The sequence below is a fragment of the Pseudomonas sp. MWU15-20650 genome (genome assembly GCF_023242475.1).
Lineage (GTDB): Bacteria > Pseudomonadota > Gammaproteobacteria > Pseudomonadales > Pseudomonadaceae > Aquipseudomonas.
In genome coordinates this window covers 13,625-30,181 of record NZ_JALJFG010000028.1, presented here as the reverse complement: position 1 = coordinate 30,181, position 16,557 = coordinate 13,625, and the positions used below count along the sequence as shown (strand labels likewise).

Sequence of the window (16,557 nt, the reverse complement as noted above, 5' to 3'; positions counted from 1 at the left end):
ACTACTTTTTTCCTTTCAAGCGTTCCGGCTGACTGGCTCGAATCTCAGTCTCAGCCCCCATCCCTGAAGCGACCGTTTCAACGCAGAGGACTTCGAGCATGACCTGCGCCAAGACGTCAAAGAAACACTTGATATGCGCCTGCTTCAACGCCTGAGGCCGGGTGACCAGATAGACCTCCATATCAGGAAGTTCAAGCCCCTGGAACACTTCGGTCAGGTCCTTCGCCAGGATACGCGGCAGCACAGCCACGCCCATCCCCTTCCTCACCGACTCCAGTTGTACGGCGAACGAATTCACGCTGATTTGAGCACGGTCCAGACCCGCCGCCTTTGCGGCACGCATCTGGGGCAACATATCCAGCGGCGGAAGCAAGGCGATGTTGACCGCTGTAGCCAGGGTCACCCCTGGAGACCGCTTCAAATACCCCGCCTCTGCGAAGACGCCGTAGGCAAGCTTGCCCAGGGGTCGATAAATCAGCGATGGCTCGCCCAGATGCGCTGTGCGTATCGCAATATCCGCCACACCGCGGACGATCTTGTGAAAGTCGGCAGTGACCAGTAACTCCACGGAGCAGCGCGGATGCAGGGCAGTGAAACGACTCGCGGCCTCCAACACACAAGAAGAGAAGCCCTCTCCGGCACTGACCAGGACATTGCCATATAACGCGGTTTGCACCTCGGACGAGTCCGTCGCCGCCTGGCGTCTCAAGCCCGCTTCCGCCGCGAGGGCAACGTCCACCAGCGATTGCCCCCGCGAGGTCAACCAGCAGCCCTCAACGCCTCGCTCAACGAGCAGCTCACCCAGGGCAGCTTCCAGTTGGGTCAGGCGACGGGACACCGTAGACGCCGCGATACCCAGCAGTTGCCCCGCTTGAAGAAAACTGCCACGCCGCGAGACCGCCAACAGCAGACGAAGATCATCCCAATTTGCCTGTAACGCCATACCGTCCATCCTCCCTGGTGTGCATATATGCAAACCCATTATGCAGTAGTCGCTGTTTTTCAGCCGGGGTCTCAACGGTATATCTACAGGCCCTCGAAACGACTGGAATGGAAAGTATGACTACGGCCCCGATGCGCAACACATTCGTGACGGGTGCAACCGGCCTGCTGGGAAACAACCTGGTGCGGGAACTGGTCGCACATGGCTACGCCGTCAAAGCCCTGGTTCGCTCAAAAACCAAAGGTGAGCAGCAGTTCAAAGACCTCCCGGATGTGGAGCTGGTCGTGGGTGACATGGCCGATATCGACGCGTTCGCAACATCGCTGCAAGGCTGCGATACGGTGTTTCATACGGCGGCGTTCTTTCGCGATAACTACAAAGGTGGCAACCACTGGGCAGCGCTCGAAAAGATCAATGTCGCCGGTACGCGAGACCTGCTTCACCACGCCTACCGCGCAGGGATACGCCGGTTCGTCCAGACCTCTTCGATCGCCGTGCTCGACGGGGCCCCTGGCACCTCTATCGATGAGACCTGCCTGCGGTCCGAAGCCGATGCGGATGACTACTACCGCAGCAAGATCCTCGCCGACCGTGTCGTCTTGACGTTCCTTGAAACGCACCCCCAGATGCATGCCTGCATGGTTCTGCCCGGCTGGATGTGGGGGCCTGGCGACATGGGCCCGACCTCCTCGGGACAACTGGTCAACGATGTCGTCAACGGCAAGTTGCCCGGGCTGATCCCCGGCACCTTCTCCGTGGTCGATGCCCGTGATGTGGCACGGGCTCAGATTGCCGCAGCCAAACACGGACGCCGAGGAGAACGCTATCTCGCAGCCGGTCGGAACTTGACCATGCGCCAGTTGGTACCGGCCCTGGGACGTATAGCGGGCGTCAAAACCCCGGCTCGGCAACTGCCAGTGCCCGCGCTATACCTTGTGGCGACCGTGCAGGAGATCTACGCGCGCCTTACCGGCAAGCCTATTTTGTTGAGCCTGGCAACCGTGCGCCTCTTGATACGGGAGGAGCACCGTACCTGCTTTAATCACCGCAAGAGTGAACAGGAGCTTGGCCTGAGTTTTCGAGTGTTGGAGGAGACCATTTCTGACACTCTGGCGTGGTATTGGAAACACGGCTGGTTTAAACGAAACAAGGACGAAAATACCCAGTGAGCAAGACCATCATCCTGATGCGTCACGGCCAGCCCAATATGGCCGCGACCGAAAAATCTTGCCCAACGACTGCGGGCAAACGGCTGGACTCGCCAACGGCATAACGGCAGTCGATATTGGAGTGCGTCGGTCTATCAACATGATTGAACGCGCAGACTGCGTTACGGCACAAACTATTGATTTAAAAGGCCATGAACCCTGATGTTTGTTGAGAGCCTGCACAACCGCTGAACTTGTACCCGCCCCCACCAGTCAGCTAACTGAACTCGCAGAAAAAGGTGGGCCTGTAAATGCGCATATCGCTGGAGCAGCAAGTAGCCATCGTCACCGGCGCCAGTTCCGGTATCGGCGCGGGTGCCGCCAAGGCCCTGGCCGAAGCCGGTGCGGCGGTGGTACTGAACTACAACTCCCAGGCGGCACCGGCCGAGGCGTTGGCCGCACAGATCAACGCCAGCGGCGGCCAGGCGATTGCCGTTGGCGGCGATGTGTCCAAAGAAGCCGACGTTGAACGCCTGTTCGCCCAGACCCTCGACGCCTTCGGCCATTTGGATATTCTGGTGGCCAACTCCGGCTTGCAAAAAGATGCCAACCTCGTCGACATGACCCTCGACGATTGGAACACCGTCATCGGCGTCAACCTCACCGGTCAATTCCTCTGCGCGCGCGCCGCCGTGCGAATCTTCAACCGCCAAGGCGTGCGCAATGGCGTTTCACGCGCCGCCGGCAAAATCATCCATATGAGCTCGGTGCATCAAATCATCCCGTGGGCCGGGCATGTGAACTATGCCGCGTCCAAGGGCGGCGTCGAGATGCTGATGCGCACCCTCGCCCAGGAAGTCAGCGAGCAGCGCATTCGCATCAACGGCATTGCGCCGGGGGCGATTCGCACAGCGATCAACCGCGCGGCCACCGAAGGCGCTGCTGAAAAAGAGTTGCTCAAATTGATCCCCTACGGCCGGGTAGGCGACGTGGAAGACGTGGCCAACGCGGTGGTGTGGCTGGCAAGCGACGCCTCTGATTATGTGGTTGGCAGTACGCTGTTTGTTGATGGCGGCATGAGCCTTTATCCGGAGTTTCGTGGCAATGGTTGATTTCGATAACGAACCGCAAAGTGCCATTGATGCCCACGGCATCATCGGCGATATGCGCAGTGCGGCACTGGTGAACGACCAAGGCAGCATCGACTTTTTTTGCTGGCCGGAATTCGATAGCCCATCGATCTTCTGCTCCCTGCTCGATACACCCGACGCGGGCGTTTTCCAACTCAAGCCCGTGCTGCCCGATGCTCGCCGCGAGCAAATCTACCTACCCGACACCAACGTGCTGCAAACCCGCTGGCTGAGCGATAAGGCAGTGGTGGAAGTCACCGACCTGCTTGCAGTCAGCGAAGACGTCGACGAGCTGCCGCTGCTGATTCGCCGGGTACGCGTGGTCAGCGGCCAGGCAACGCTCCAGCTGCGCTGCGCCGTGCGCCATGACTACGCCCGGGCCACCACGCACGCCACGGCCGACGATGCCGGCGTGCGATTCACCGCCGACGGCCAGCCCGGCTTGCGCCTGGTTGGCAGCCACCCGTTGACCCTGGAAAAAGATACGGCAGTGGCCAGCTTCACCCTGGTCCAGGACGAAAGCGCCGAATTCGTCCTCGGTGGCGAGGATGACCCGCGCGTGATCAATGACTGCACCGACCTGTACCTGGAACGCACCTTGACGTTCTGGCGCGGCTGGATCGCGCAATCGAATTACCGAGGGCGCTGGCGTGAAATGGTCAACCGCTCGGCCCTGGCGCTGAAGCTTTTGACCTCGCGCAAACACGGCGCAATCATCGCTGCCGCCACTTTCGGCCTGCCCGAGACACCCGCTGGCGAACGTAACTGGGACTACCGCTACACCTGGATCCGCGACGCCTCGTTCACCGTCTACGCGTTCATGCGCCTAGGCTTTGTTGACGAAGCCAACAGCTACATGCGCTGGCTCAAGGGCCGGGTCAGTGATGGCTGCGGCCTGCCGACCAAGCTCAACATCCTGTATGGCATCGACGGCCGCCAACAACTGCCGGAGACCACTCTGGACCATTTGAGCGGCCATGGCGGCGCCAAACCGGTCCGGGTGGGCAATGAGGCGTTCGACCAGATCCAGCTGGATATCTACGGCGAGCTGATGGACGCGGTTTACCTCGTCAACAAATATGGTGAAGCCATCTCCCATGAGGGCTGGAAACACACGGTGGAAGTGGCCGACCAAGTGTGTGAAATCTGGAACCGCAAAGACGTTGGTATCTGGGAGATGCGCGGCGAACAACATCACTTCCTGCATTCTCGCCTGATGTGCTGGGTGGCGCTGGACCGTGCGATTCGATTGGCCTCCAAGCGCTCACTGCCCGCCCCGTTCGCCCGTTGGGACGAAACACGCCAGGCCATTCATGCCGATATCTGGAGCAACTTCTGGAACGAAGAGCGCGGGCATTTCGTGCAGCATATCGGCAGCACTGCCCTCGACGGTTCGATGCTGCTGATGCCGCTGGTGCGCTTCGTCGCAGCCACTGACCCACGTTGGTTGTCGACGCTGGAGGCGATCCAGAAAAGCCTGGTCCGCGATGGCATGGTCTATCGCTACCGCAACGACGACAGCCAGATCGATGGGCTGCAAGGCACAGAAGGTGCTTTTGCCGCCTGCTCGTTCTGGTACGTCGAATGCCTGGCTCGCGCAGGCCAAGTCGAAAAAGCCCATCTGGAATTCGAACAACTGCTGCGGTACGCCAACCCACTCGGGCTGTATGCCGAGGAGTTCGACAGCCAGGCACATCATCTGGGCAATACCCCCCAGGCGTTGAGCCATTTGGCGCTGATCAGTGCGGCGACATTTCTGGACCGTAAGCTCAGCGGCGAGAAGACGGTGTGGCAACCGTGAGACGCTGAACCGCGCCAACCTATAGGAGTCAACGATGGAGTATCTGCTACACCGCATTCGTCCTTCTTTGGGGGCGCTACGTGGGACAAGCCCTAACAGCCAGTCAGTTAAGAAGGAGAAAGGCTAGAAAGTAACCTGTGGCGAGGGTGCTTGCTCCCTCGCCACAAATACAGCGTTCACCCTTAACTGACTGGCATTGGGGCTAGGCCATCGGTGAAAAACGTTCGCGATAAGCCTGGGGCGTCACCGACAGGACGCGTAAAAAACTGCGGCGCAAGGTCTCTTCACAACCAAAACCGCACTGCAGGGCGATGCGTTTGATCGACGTCGCACTATCGGCCAACTGCCGTCGTGCGGTTTCGACGCGGATCAGTTCGACCGCCCGCGCCGGGGTCTGGCCGGTCTCGGTGCGGTAGTGCCGAACAAAGCTGCGCTCGCTCATGCCGGCCTGAGCCGCCAGGGTCGCAATAGTTAACTCCAGCGTCAGGTGTTCGGCGATCCAGGCATGCAATTCGGCAAAACGGCTGTCGCTCTTTTGCAGGGACAACGTCACGCTAAATTGCGACTGACCGCCAGGGCGCTTGAGAAACACCACCAAATGCCGCGCCACGTCCAGGGCCACGGCGCGGCCCAGATCTTCTTCCACCAGGGCCAGGCACAGGTCGATGCCGGCGGTTACGCCGGCCGACGTCCACACCGCGCCTTGCTGGATAAAGATCGGATTGGCCTCCACCGTCAGCGCCGGAAACCTACGCGCCAGTTCTTCGCAGCGTGTCCAGTGGGTAGCCACGCGGCAGCCGTCGAGCAGGCCGCTGGCGGCCAGCAAAAAAGCTCCGGTGCACACCGAGGCCATGCGCCGGGTGTGCCGGGACTTTTCGCGGACCCACTCCACCAGCGCGGGATCTTCGGCGGCACCGTACACGCCCCAGCCACCGGCGACCACCAGGGTATCGCACGGTGTATCGAGCGCAGGCAACGGCTCAGCCACCAGCGCCAGGCCGGCGGAGGTCATCACCGGCCCCGGTGGGCCGGCGATCACGCTGACGGCATAGGGCAACGGCAAGCCACGCTGGCGGGCCAGGTCATTGGCCGAAGCGAACACCTGCAACGGCCCGGTCACATCGAGCACCTGTGCGTTATCAAAAGCGAGTACATGAACGATTCGGGTCATGATTGGCGTGATTTGTGGGTTCAATGGCGTATTCGCCAAAGGCTAGGCCTCTAGAGTGAAGCCGTCCACCTCTTTATAGGCACTTCATCCATGACCTTGCAGATCGGCTTCCTGTTGTTCCCCGGTATCCAGCAACTGGACCTTACCGGCCCCTATGACGTGCTGGGCTCGCTGCCGGACGTGCAGATGCACCTGGTGTGGAAAGACCTGGCGCCAATCACGTCGAGTACTGGCTTGGTGTTCACCCCGACCATGACCTATGCCGATTGCCCGCAGCTCGACGTGATATGTGTGCCGGGCGGTGCCGGCGTCGGTGCGTTGATGGAAGACCCGCAAACCCTGGGCTTTCTCAAGACACAGGCCCAGACCGCACGCTACGTGACCTCGGTGTGCACCGGCTCACTGGTACTCGGTGCGGCCGGTTTGCTGCGCGGTCGCAAGGCGACCACGCACTGGGCGTACCACGACCTGCTCGCCCCGCTCGGCGCAATCCCGGTGCAAGCGCGCGTAGTACGGGACGGCAACCTGTTCACCGGGGGTGGCATCACCGCCGGGATCGACTTCGCCCTGACGCTGGCGGCGGAGCTGTACGGCGAGGCCGTCGCGCAACACGTGCAGTTGCAGATCGAATACGCACCCGCGCCGCCGTTTGACTCGGGCAGCCCTGATACCGCGCCTGCCCATGTACTGGAAGAAGCCCACAAGCGCACGGCGGAGTCACGCCGCATACGGGGTGAGATCGTGGCGCGGGCGGCGGCGCGGTTAGGCTGATGACGCTCCAATAGTTTGACGGTGCAGCCGCCGCTGCACGTACTCCCTTCTACAAGCCACCGGAACTAGAGCGCGCGCTGGGGGCGGTTTTAAAGGGCTTGCGGGCCCTTTCGAGACTCAAAGACGCCTCTTTTCCCCTCTCGCCATCGCCCTTCAAAAGGTTTTCCCGTCAAACAGGAAAATTCTCACATTTGTTCCTACACTCAAAATCACTCACCGAGATCGAGTACCCGCACAAGGAAAGTCAACAAAATGACACATAAAAGACTAATTAGCGTGTCTATGATACTCTCTTCGCATTCCGGTCAAATTATTGACTAAGCCAGTAAAAGGAAAGCTCCTTTAGCCACTGCCCCCGCAAAACTCCTTCATTTGGATCGCCCCATTTGAACGAATAGTTGCGCTTTACCCAGAGTAGCTCGCAACCGCCTGCGTCTGGTGTGCAATGAGGGATATTTGTATGCGAGAGAAGTCGTCAGTCGTTAGCTTGTTTCTGACCCGTGCAGGTTTTGTTGAGTTTTTTGTTGTTTTCGTCAAATTGGTCCACGGCGTGACCGCCATCCTGCCGCCGCTGGTGCTGATATTTGTTCTCGACCCAATGGACCCCGAGCTGCGTCCTCACCTCCTCGGCTTGCTGCTGTTTTTCGCGATCCTGACCATTATTCTGTTCCAGGCCCTGGGCACCTACTCTGAAGATTTGTTCAGCAATCGCCTGCGCCTGCGGGCCAATATCGTGGCCTGGTCCGCGGCATTCTGCATCCTGCTGTTCATGTACCAGATCCTGCAGATGTTCCCGCTGCTGAGCCCGCGCAACCTGGTGGCGTGGTACTTCGCCAGCCTCGGGCTGTTCTGCCTGGAGCGCCTGGTCATGCTGCGCCTGTACCGCCACCTGATGCGCAAAGGCAAATACCTGCAACGCACCGTGATCCTGGGCTTCACCGACACCGCCGTGCATGTCGCCGACCACCTGCAACGCAATGGCGATATCCGTTCCGGCCTGATCGGCTTTATCGACGACCGCACCGAGCGCATTCCCAAGGAATTGAGCAACCTGCCCTTGCTGGGCAACACCCGTGACCTGGAAAAGCTGATCCGCGCCGAGCAGGTCAACCAGGTCATGATCTGCCTGCCCTGGGCTGCCGAACAACGTATCCACGGGCTGGTCAACCGCCTGCGGCAGATGTCAGTGAACGTAATGCTGGTGCCCGACATGGCCGCCCTGCGCTACGGCCATAGCCGCATTACCGACGTGGGCGGCATCTTGATGTTCAACACCTCGCAGTTGCCGCTGCGTGGCTGGTCGCCCTTCATCAAGCGCTGCGAAGACTTGCTGCTGGCGAGCATCACGCTCGTGGTGCTGTCCCCGGTGATGCTGTTGACCGCGATTGCGATCAAGCTCGATTCCAAGGGGCCGGTGCTGTTTCGCCAGAATCGTTACGGCTACAACGACAACGAGATTCGTGTGTTCAAGTTCCGCTCGATGTTCACTGACCAGAGTGACTTCACCGCCGAGCAACAAACCACCCGGCAAGACCCGCGCATCACCCGTGTGGGGCGCATCATTCGCAAGACCAGCATCGACGAGCTACCGCAGTTGTTCAACGTGCTGCTGGGCAACATGTCGATGGTCGGCCCGCGCCCGCATGCCACGGCCACGAAGGCGGCGGGCATTCCCTTTGAAGTGGCCGTGAGCGAGTACAGCTCGCGGCATCGGGTCAAGCCGGGCATCACCGGCTGGGCGCAGATCAACGGCTACCGGGGTGAAACCGATACTTTGTTCAAGATCCAGAAACGCGTCGAGTACGACCTGGAGTACATCTCCAAATGGTCGGTGTGGTTTGACTTGTACATCGTCTTCATGACGATCCCGGCCGTCCTTTCCACCAAGGAAGTCTATTGATGAACACCCTCAACGGATTAATTCCCTGCATTATTTCCGGTGGTTCGGGCACACGGTTATGGCCGGTGTCCCGGCAGAATATGCCCAAGCCCTTCATGCGCATGCGTGACGGCCAGAGCCTGCTGCAAAAAACCTTCCAGCGGGCCGCCAAGCTGCCTGGCGTGGAAAGCGTGCTGACGGTGACCAACCGCGACCTGCTGTTTCGCACCCTGGATGACTACCGCCTGGTCAACAAGGCTCACCTGCCCCTCGACCTGCTACTGGAACCGTTCGGACGCAATACCGCCGCAGCGATCGCGGTGGCGGCCTTGCATGTGCAGGAACATTTCGGTGACGACGCCCAATTGCTGGTGATGCCTGCCGACCATTTGATCCTCGATGAAAGCGCATTCGCCAACGCCGTGAGCCAGGCCCGCGACCTCGCCGAAGCCGGCTACCTGGTGACGTTCGGCATTCAACCCGACCACCCGGAAACCGGCTTCGGCTACATCGAAAAGGGCGACGCCTTGCGCCAGGGCAACCGGGTCAGGCGCTTTGTCGAAAAACCGGACCTGGCCACCGCACAAGGCTACCTCGACGGTGGCAAGCACCTGTGGAACGCCGGCATGTTCTGCTTCAAGGCCGGCACCCTGGTGAGCGAACTGGCGACCTACGCCCCCGACGTGCTGGTGGCAGCCAAGGCAGCGCTGGAACACAGCCAGAGCCTGCAAAATAAGACCTCGCGCCAGCGTGAGCTGAACGCCGACAGCTTCGGCACCGCGCCGGACATTTCCATCGACGTGGCGCTGATGGAAAAATCCAAGCAAGTGGCCGTGGTGCCCTGCGACATCGGCTGGAGTGATATCGGCTCCTGGGAAGCCTTGCGCCAACTCACGCCCAGCGACGCCCATGGCAACCAGATCAATGGCGAAGCGATCTTGCATGATGTGCACAACTGCTACATCGACTCGCCCAAGCGCGTACTCGGCGCCGTCGGCGTGCACGACCTGATCATCGTCGACACCCCCGACGCTCTGCTGATCGCCGATGCCAACCGCAGCCAGGACGTGCGCTACATCGTCGCCGAGCTCAAGCGCCAGAACCATCCGGCCTTCAGCCTGCACCGTACCGTCACCCGGCCGTGGGGCACTTACACCGTGCTGGAAGAAAGCAGCCGGTTCAAGATCAAGCGCATTGTGGTCAAGCCCCAGGCGTCGTTGTCACTGCAAATGCACCACCACCGCAGCGAACACTGGGTGGTGGTCAGCGGCGCCGCGCAGATTACCAATGGCGATCGCGAATTCCTGATCAACGCCAACGAGTCCACCTACATCCCGGCCGGGCACAAACACCGCCTGACCAACCCGGGCATCATCGACCTGGTGATGATCGAGGTGCAGAGCGGCGAGTACCTGGGCGAGGACGACATCGTACGGTTTGACGACATCTACGGGCGCGCCCCAGCAGAAGTGAAAACATAATATGCGCTGCTCGCTGATCATCCCGACCCGCAACGCGTCCAGCCACCTGGCGCGGCTGCTGCCCGCACTGAAAATGCAAACCTTGCAACCGGACGAGACACTGGTGGTCGACAGCGCATCCAGCGATGACACCGTGGCGCGCTTTCGCGAATTCGGCGCGCGGGTCGAGGTCATCGACGCTCGCGACTTCAACCACGGTGGCACTCGGCGCTGGGCCAGCGAACAGGTGAGCGGCGACGCGCTGATCGTCATGACCCAGGACGCGATTCCCGAAAGCCCCGAGACCTTCGCCAACCTGCTCGACGAATTGCAGCAAGACCCGCTCAATGGCGTGGCCTATGGACGGCAGTTGCCACACCCGGGGGCCGGCGTGCTGGGCGCCCAGTCACGCCACTTCAATTACCCGGCCCAGAGCCGCAGCAAGAGCCTGGCCGACGCACCCGAGTTGGGGATCAAGACCTGTTTCAGTTCCGACTCGTTTAGCGTGTACCGGCGCAGCGCCTTGCAGGCCGTGGGTGGCTTCCCCGCCGATGTGATCGGCAGCGAAGACGCCTACGTCGCGGCGCGCATGCTGCTCGAAGGCTACAACGTGCGCTATGCCGCCACGGCGCGGGTGTACCACTCCCACGATTACCGACTCATGGATGAGTTTCACCGCTACTTCGATATTGGTGTGTTCTACGGTCGCGAACCGTGGATTCGCCAAGCCTTTGGCGATGCCGGCGGTGAAGGTAAACGCTATGTACTGGCTGAACTCGCGGCATTGCGCGCAGCCGGTGCATTGCACCGCGTACCTGAAGTCCTGGTGCGCAGCGCGTTCAAGTTGTTCGGCTACCGGCTGGGCCATCTGGAACGCCGGCTCCCCCCCGCCCTCAAGCGGCGCATCAGCATGTTCCCCGGTTATTGGAGGTGAGCATCATGACCTACAGGAAGTCCCCCTTGATGAAACGAACCCTGCTCGTCCTGGCCATGATGGCCCTGGCCGCCTGCAATACGCCCGCGCGCATCGTCCCTCCTGACGGCAAGACCGTCGCAGAAGGCAAACGCGCCCTCGACCAACTGGCCCAACTGCCACCGGCCGTGGAACGTATACGTGTCGGTGATCAGTTGCGCATCGTGCGCGATGCCGGTGAGATGCCGACCCTGTCGGCGTTCAACGTCAGCACGATTTATGAGCTGACGCTGTACACGGTGCAAACCGACGGCAAGATCAACTACCCGTTCCTGGGGCCGATCCAGGTGGCACGTCGCACACCGGCCGAGGTGGCAAGCGAGCTGAGCAGCAAACTCGCACCGGTGTATCGCGAGCCACGGGTCACGGTGAACATCAACCAGGCACCGGGCAACTCGGTGATCGTCGGCGGTGCGGTGAATAACCCGACGGCGGTGCAAATCGCCACGGCCAACACCCTGGAACAAGCCATTGTCGGCGCCGGCGGGGTAAACCCATCGGGCAACGCCAGCATGGTTGCGTTGTTGCGCGAAGATGCCCAAGGCAACTACCGCGCCTACTTCCTCGACTTCAGCCAATACCTCAAGACCGGCCCCAACGGGCGCAAACAAGTGCCCTTGCAACGAGGTGATGTGGTGTTCGTACCCAAATCCAACGTGGGCGAGCGCATCCAAGGGGTGGATACCTACTTGAACCAACTGATCCCGTTCACCAAATCGATCGGGGTTGGCTACAACTACACCCGAACCAGCGGCAGTTCCAACTAAAGGAGCGACATCCCATGATCGAGATCCGTTCTTTTCGTGATCTTCTGCGCCTGTTCTTCATTTTCCGGCACGAATTCAAGCTGGCGGCCATTGCGGCGCTGGTGATCATTCTGCTGGGCGCCTTCCTGCTGCCGGCCAAGTACGAGTCCACGGCGCGCCTGCTGGTCAAGCCGGGGCGTGATTCAACGCTGCCGATCGAGATCAGCAACCGCCAGGCGCTGGTCATGCCCAGCACCCAGCGCGACCCGATTGTCGACGAGGAACGCCTGCTGACTGGCCGCCCTATTGTGCGGGCAGTGGCCGAGCATTACCTGGAAGTCATCGACAAAATGCCGCCGCCGGAGGGCCTCTGGAAGCGTACCAAGTACTACGTCAAAAGCGGCGTCGGCGCCGTATTCGACGGCCTGCGTGTAGTGCTGGAAACGGTGGGCATCATTGAAAAAACCACACCGGTAGAGCGCCTGGCCGCGGGCCTGGAGAAGAACTTCGAAGTGAGCCACGCAGCCGGTTCCACCGTGATGGACATCAGCTTCAAGTGGAGTGACCCGGAAATCGCCCAGGCGGTGGTCAAGAGTTGGGTCGAGACCTATATCAACGAACGCACCCAAGCCCTGGGGCGCAAGAGCCTGTATGCCTTCTATGAAGGCCAGGTGGCCAACAGCGCTACCGAGATCAAGAGCTACAAGGAACAGATCCTCACGCACTTGAACCAGATCGGCGCGGCAAGCATCACCGATCGCCTGGAAGACTTGTCTGAGCGCATCAACGTGCTGCGCGGTGAGACCTTCAATACCACACGCCTGATCGCTTCCTCCGACAGCGCCCTGCAGAGCACACGCGACCAGCTCAAGACCCAGCCCAAGGAAGTGACCACGGTTCGCCAGATTGCGCTGAACCCGCAGCAGCAGGATTTGCGTCGCCTGCTGAACCAGAAGCTGCTGGAAAAAGCCGACATGATGCGCACCTACACCGACAATGCGCCGCCGGTCAAAGCCCTGGATGCATCGATTCTCGCCATGCAGGCCCAGGTCGCCAATGAAAGCAACACCGTGCAGAGCTCGGAAAACCGCGCGCCCAATACCCTGGAAATTCACCTGCAGCGTGTGTTGCTGGACGAGTCCAGCAATAACCTGGCACTGCGCACCCAACTGGTTCAGCAGCAGAAGCAACTGGTGAACCTCGAAGCGCAACGCAAGGAAGCCCTGGAGATTGAACCGGAGCTGGCGCGCCTCTCCCGTGAGCTCAGCGCCACCGAGCGTAACTATGCGCTGTACGTGGACAACCTGGAAAAGTCCCGCATCGACCGTGAGCTGGACAAGAGTCAGATCAGCAATATCGCCGTGATCGAAGAGGCCACCCTCAACCCAGGCCGTGTCTTCCCGAAAACCCTGGTGATGCTGGCGCTGGCCATCCCGTTCGCCATCGTCGTCGGTTTGCTGGTGATCTACCTGTGCTACTTGCTGGATCAGCGTATCCATGACGGCGGCCTGGTGGAGCGCAAATTCGGCCTGCCGCTGTGGACCACCCTGCCGGAACTGGACACCAGTACCGCGCAAAGCACCAACGCGTTCAATGCGAGTATCTACAGGCTGTACGGCTTGTTGCAGTTGGATCGCATCGACGACCGTGGGCTGACCCTCGGGCTGACCTCCTCACGTCACGGTGAAGGGGTGAGCTTTGTGGTCGAGCAACTGCGCCAGTTGCTGCAGGAAAATGGCATTACCGTGCGGGTCGGCGGTGTCGCCCCTGCCGCACCGGGCGAGGTGGTGCTGTTGGATGCCTCGGCGCTGCTGGATAACCGCGATGCCTTTATCAACCTGCGGCGCGCCGACCTGATCGCTCTGGTAGTGGAAGCCCAGAAGAGCACGGTGCCGGTGGTGGAACACGCGCTGTCGATCCTCAACACCGCGTTCGGCAAAGTGGATGGCATCATCATCAACCGCCGTAAATTCGAAGTGCCGGCCAAGGTGCTGCAGACCATCGCCAAATACCGGGGGGCGTTCTGATGCGCATCGCCCTGCTCGCCCCTTTGCCACCGGAAAAAAATGGGATCGCCGATTACGCGAACCATTTCAAGATGGCGCTGGAGCAGTTGGGCGTGACGGTGGAGACACCGTTGAACGGCGCGGGGGGGTCGAGCGCGGCGATCGAGCAGGCCATCGGCGCATTCGACTGGCAGAGCGTGGACCTGGTCCACGCCGAACTGGGCGGCGGGCGACTGGGAGAGTTCCTGGCGTTGCGCCAATTGCGCCACGCTTACCCAACACTCCCGTTGACCGCTACGGTACATGACCCGGAGCGCATGGTATGGCGACGGGAGCACCTGCCCTTCCCGCTCAACCTGCTGGAACGTTTGCCCAGCCCTTTGCCCCAAGCGGCAGTGGTGCTGGCAGACCCTTTGACCCTGCGCGAAGAACGCCATGTGGCGCAGGGCCTGACGCGGCTGGTCACGCTCACCCGCCTGGGTGCCGATTGCCTCAGCCTGCGCATGCAGTTGCCCGCCGGCAAAGTGGCCGTGATCAACCATGCCAACCTGGATATCCCACCGGCGCCTTTGCCGCCGCTGGACACGCTGCACCTGCTGTATTTCGGTTTTATCTACCGTGGCAAAGGCATTGAAGACCTGTTGCAAGCCCTGGCCGCCGTCTTCAAGCAAGCCCCCCAATTGCGTGACCGTGTGCGCCTGACCCTGGCCGGTGGCACTGCCGCCGAAATGGCGTTTGGCGCAGGCGGCAATTACCTGGAGCAGCTGAACAGCCAGATTGCCGAGCTCGGCCTGGCAGGCTCCATCGACTGGCGGCTGAACCTGCCGGCCAGCGAGATTGCCCAGACGATCCAGGCGCACCATGTGATGGTGCTGCCGTATCGTGAATCGAAAAAACTCGGCCTGCTCGGTCGCCAGCGCGGCACCAGCGGTGCATTGTCCTGGGCGGCCGCGTGCGGGCGTGGGGCGATCACTTCGGATGCGCGCGCGTTTGCCGAAGAGGTCGCCAGCGGTAACGGCGCGATCTATCCCCAAGGTGATGTGGCCGCGCTGAGCGAGCAATTGATGCGCCTGGCGCGCACCCCGACATTGGCCCGGGACTGGGCCGAACGCGCCAGCGCCATTGGCCGCGAACGCTTGTGGCCGCTGACCGCGCAGAAGTTCAAGCAGCTCTTTGAGCAGGCGATCGCGGGGGCCCCTTATGGTGCGTAAGCGCACGTACTTCGCCACCCTTGCGCTGGTCGCGGCCCTCGGCCTGATCGCCTTTATCTGGGGGCGCCCGGCCGACGCCGAGAACCACGTGCTCAAGGGCAACAAGGTGGTGGTGTGGAAAGACTTCCTGGGGGTGAACGCGCAGTTCCTGTGGTTCAGCCCTGAGCGTTACCAGATGCAGATCGACCGCCTCAAGGACCTGGGCCTGCAATGGGTGCGCCTGGATTTGCACTGGGATCGGCTGGAGCCGGCTGAGAACCAGTACCAGGTCGCCACACTGGATCAGTTGGTGGGCAAGCTGCAAGATAACCAGCTCAAATCGGTGTTTTACCTGGTGGGTTCGGCGCCCTTTGCCACCACCGCACCGGTGGGAGCGCCCTATCAGGACCAGTACCCGCCCAAAGATCCGAACGTGTTCGCCATCCGCATGGCGCTACTGTCCCAACGCTACCCCAGCGTCGACGCATGGCAGGTGTGGAATGAACCCAACTTGCTCGGTTTCTGGCGCCCGGTGGCTGATCCGGCAGGCTATGCCACGCTGTTGAACGTCACGACCGCCGCACTGCGCGCGGTGAACCCGAGCAAGCCGGTGGTGGCGGCCGGCATGGCCTTTTTCAGCGAAATGCCCAACGGCAAGACCATGCTCGACGCCCTTGATGCGCAGGGTCTCGCCAACCTGAACACGGTGGTTTCCTACCATCCCTACACCCAACTGCCCGAAGGCAACGACCCGGCCAACCTGGACTTTGTCGACAAGACTACCCAACTCAACCAGAAACTGCGCAGCAACGGCGCACAGGCCCTGTGGAGCACAGAGTGGGGCTGGTCGACCTACACCGGGCCAAAAGAAGTGCAAGACATCATTACATTGCAAGGCCAGGCCGATTACGTAATACGTCGCGTGGCACTGATGAGTGCGATGGATTTTGACAAGATCTTCCTGTTCACCTTGAGCGACCTCGACCAGCGCGCCAGTGTGCGTGACCAGTCCTACGGTTTGCTCGACATCGACGCCAACCCCAAGCCGGTCTACACCGCCTTGAAGCGTTTCCTCGACATCAGTGGGCCGCAGTTGACCCCCGGCGACCCACCTGCCGCCGACCAATTGCCCGACGGTCTGTTCAGCATCGGCTGGACCCGCGCCGATGGCCACAAGCTGTGGTTTTTCTGGTCGGCCCTGGGCGGAAACGCGCACTTGCCGGGCCTGACCAGCGCGACCCTGTATGACCCCCTGCGCGGTACGCAAACCCCGCTGAATGACGCCAACGGGTTGACTGTTCCGGTCAAGTCGAACCTGCAAATTCTGTTATGGGATTGA

General features: G+C 61.1%; 13 protein-coding genes. 11 read left to right on the top strand and 2 right to left on the bottom strand.

Going from position 1 to position 16,557, the window contains the following annotated elements; translation table 11 throughout:
- Position 1: 1 nt before the first annotated feature.
- The gene (locus M5B43_RS19500; protein ID WP_248751635.1) at positions 2-943 is read right to left on the bottom strand and encodes a LysR family transcriptional regulator; all 942 of its coding nucleotides are present in this window, start codon (positions 941-943) and stop codon (positions 2-4) included.
- Between the two features lie 131 nt (positions 944-1,074).
- On the opposite strand from M5B43_RS19500, the gene M5B43_RS19495 reads away from it, so the two are divergent.
- From M5B43_RS19495 to M5B43_RS19485, 3 genes are all read left to right on the top strand, one after another.
- Entirely contained in the window at positions 1,075-2,112 is a 1,038-nt protein-coding gene (locus tag M5B43_RS19495) for an SDR family oxidoreductase (RefSeq protein ID WP_248751681.1), read from the top strand.
- Positions 2,113-2,402: 290 nt separating this feature from the next.
- A complete protein-coding gene (locus M5B43_RS19490; RefSeq protein ID WP_248751634.1) occupies positions 2,403-3,203 on the top strand; it encodes a glucose 1-dehydrogenase in 801 nt (266 codons plus the stop codon).
- A complete protein-coding gene (locus M5B43_RS19485) occupies positions 3,196-5,022 on the top strand; it encodes a glycoside hydrolase family 15 protein (RefSeq protein ID WP_248751633.1) in 1,827 nt (608 codons plus the stop codon). The genes M5B43_RS19490 and M5B43_RS19485 overlap by 8 nt, the downstream gene beginning before the upstream one ends.
- Positions 5,023-5,224: 202 nt before the next feature.
- Here M5B43_RS19485 and M5B43_RS19480 read toward each other — a convergent pair whose 3' ends face one another.
- Positions 5,225-6,193: a GlxA family transcriptional regulator gene (locus tag M5B43_RS19480; RefSeq protein WP_248751632.1), complete on the bottom strand. Its 969-nt coding sequence runs from the start codon at positions 6,191-6,193 to the stop codon at positions 5,225-5,227.
- A gap of 90 nt (positions 6,194-6,283) precedes the next feature.
- On the opposite strand from M5B43_RS19480, the gene inhA reads away from it, so the two are divergent.
- The 8 genes from inhA to M5B43_RS19440 all read left to right on the top strand — a co-directional run bounded on the left by inhA (position 6,284) and on the right by M5B43_RS19440 (position 16,557).
- Positions 6,284-6,964, top strand: a complete 681-nt coding sequence (gene inhA / locus M5B43_RS19475) for an isonitrile hydratase (protein ID WP_248751631.1) — start codon at positions 6,284-6,286, stop codon at positions 6,962-6,964.
- 460 nt (positions 6,965-7,424) lie between these two features.
- Entirely contained in the window at positions 7,425-8,864 is a 1,440-nt protein-coding gene (locus M5B43_RS19470) for an undecaprenyl-phosphate glucose phosphotransferase (RefSeq protein WP_248751630.1), read from the top strand.
- Positions 8,864-10,324, top strand: a complete 1,461-nt coding sequence (locus tag M5B43_RS19465; protein WP_248751629.1) for a mannose-1-phosphate guanylyltransferase/mannose-6-phosphate isomerase — start codon at positions 8,864-8,866, stop codon at positions 10,322-10,324. The genes M5B43_RS19470 and M5B43_RS19465 overlap by 1 nt, the downstream gene beginning before the upstream one ends.
- A 1-nt stretch (position 10,325) precedes the next feature.
- Positions 10,326-11,237, top strand: coding sequence for a glycosyltransferase family 2 protein (locus M5B43_RS19460; protein ID WP_248751628.1), 912 nt, complete (start codon positions 10,326-10,328; stop codon positions 11,235-11,237).
- 29 nt (positions 11,238-11,266) lie between these two features.
- On the top strand, positions 11,267-12,043 hold the full coding sequence (locus M5B43_RS19455) for a polysaccharide biosynthesis/export family protein (protein WP_248751627.1): 777 nt from the start codon (positions 11,267-11,269) through the stop codon (positions 12,041-12,043).
- Between the two features lie 14 nt (positions 12,044-12,057).
- Positions 12,058-14,049 (top strand): exopolysaccharide transport family protein, encoded by a 1,992-nt coding sequence (locus tag M5B43_RS19450; protein WP_248751626.1) that lies wholly within the window; start codon positions 12,058-12,060, stop codon positions 14,047-14,049.
- Positions 14,049-15,239 carry a glycosyltransferase gene (locus M5B43_RS19445; RefSeq protein WP_248751625.1) on the top strand — a complete coding sequence of 397 codons (1,191 nt, stop codon included), beginning with the start codon at positions 14,049-14,051 and terminating at the stop codon, positions 15,237-15,239. The genes M5B43_RS19450 and M5B43_RS19445 overlap by 1 nt, the downstream gene beginning before the upstream one ends.
- The gene (locus M5B43_RS19440) at positions 15,229-16,557 is read left to right on the top strand and encodes a cellulase family glycosylhydrolase (RefSeq protein ID WP_248751624.1); all 1,329 of its coding nucleotides are present in this window, start codon (positions 15,229-15,231) and stop codon (positions 16,555-16,557) included. The genes M5B43_RS19445 and M5B43_RS19440 overlap by 11 nt, the downstream gene beginning before the upstream one ends.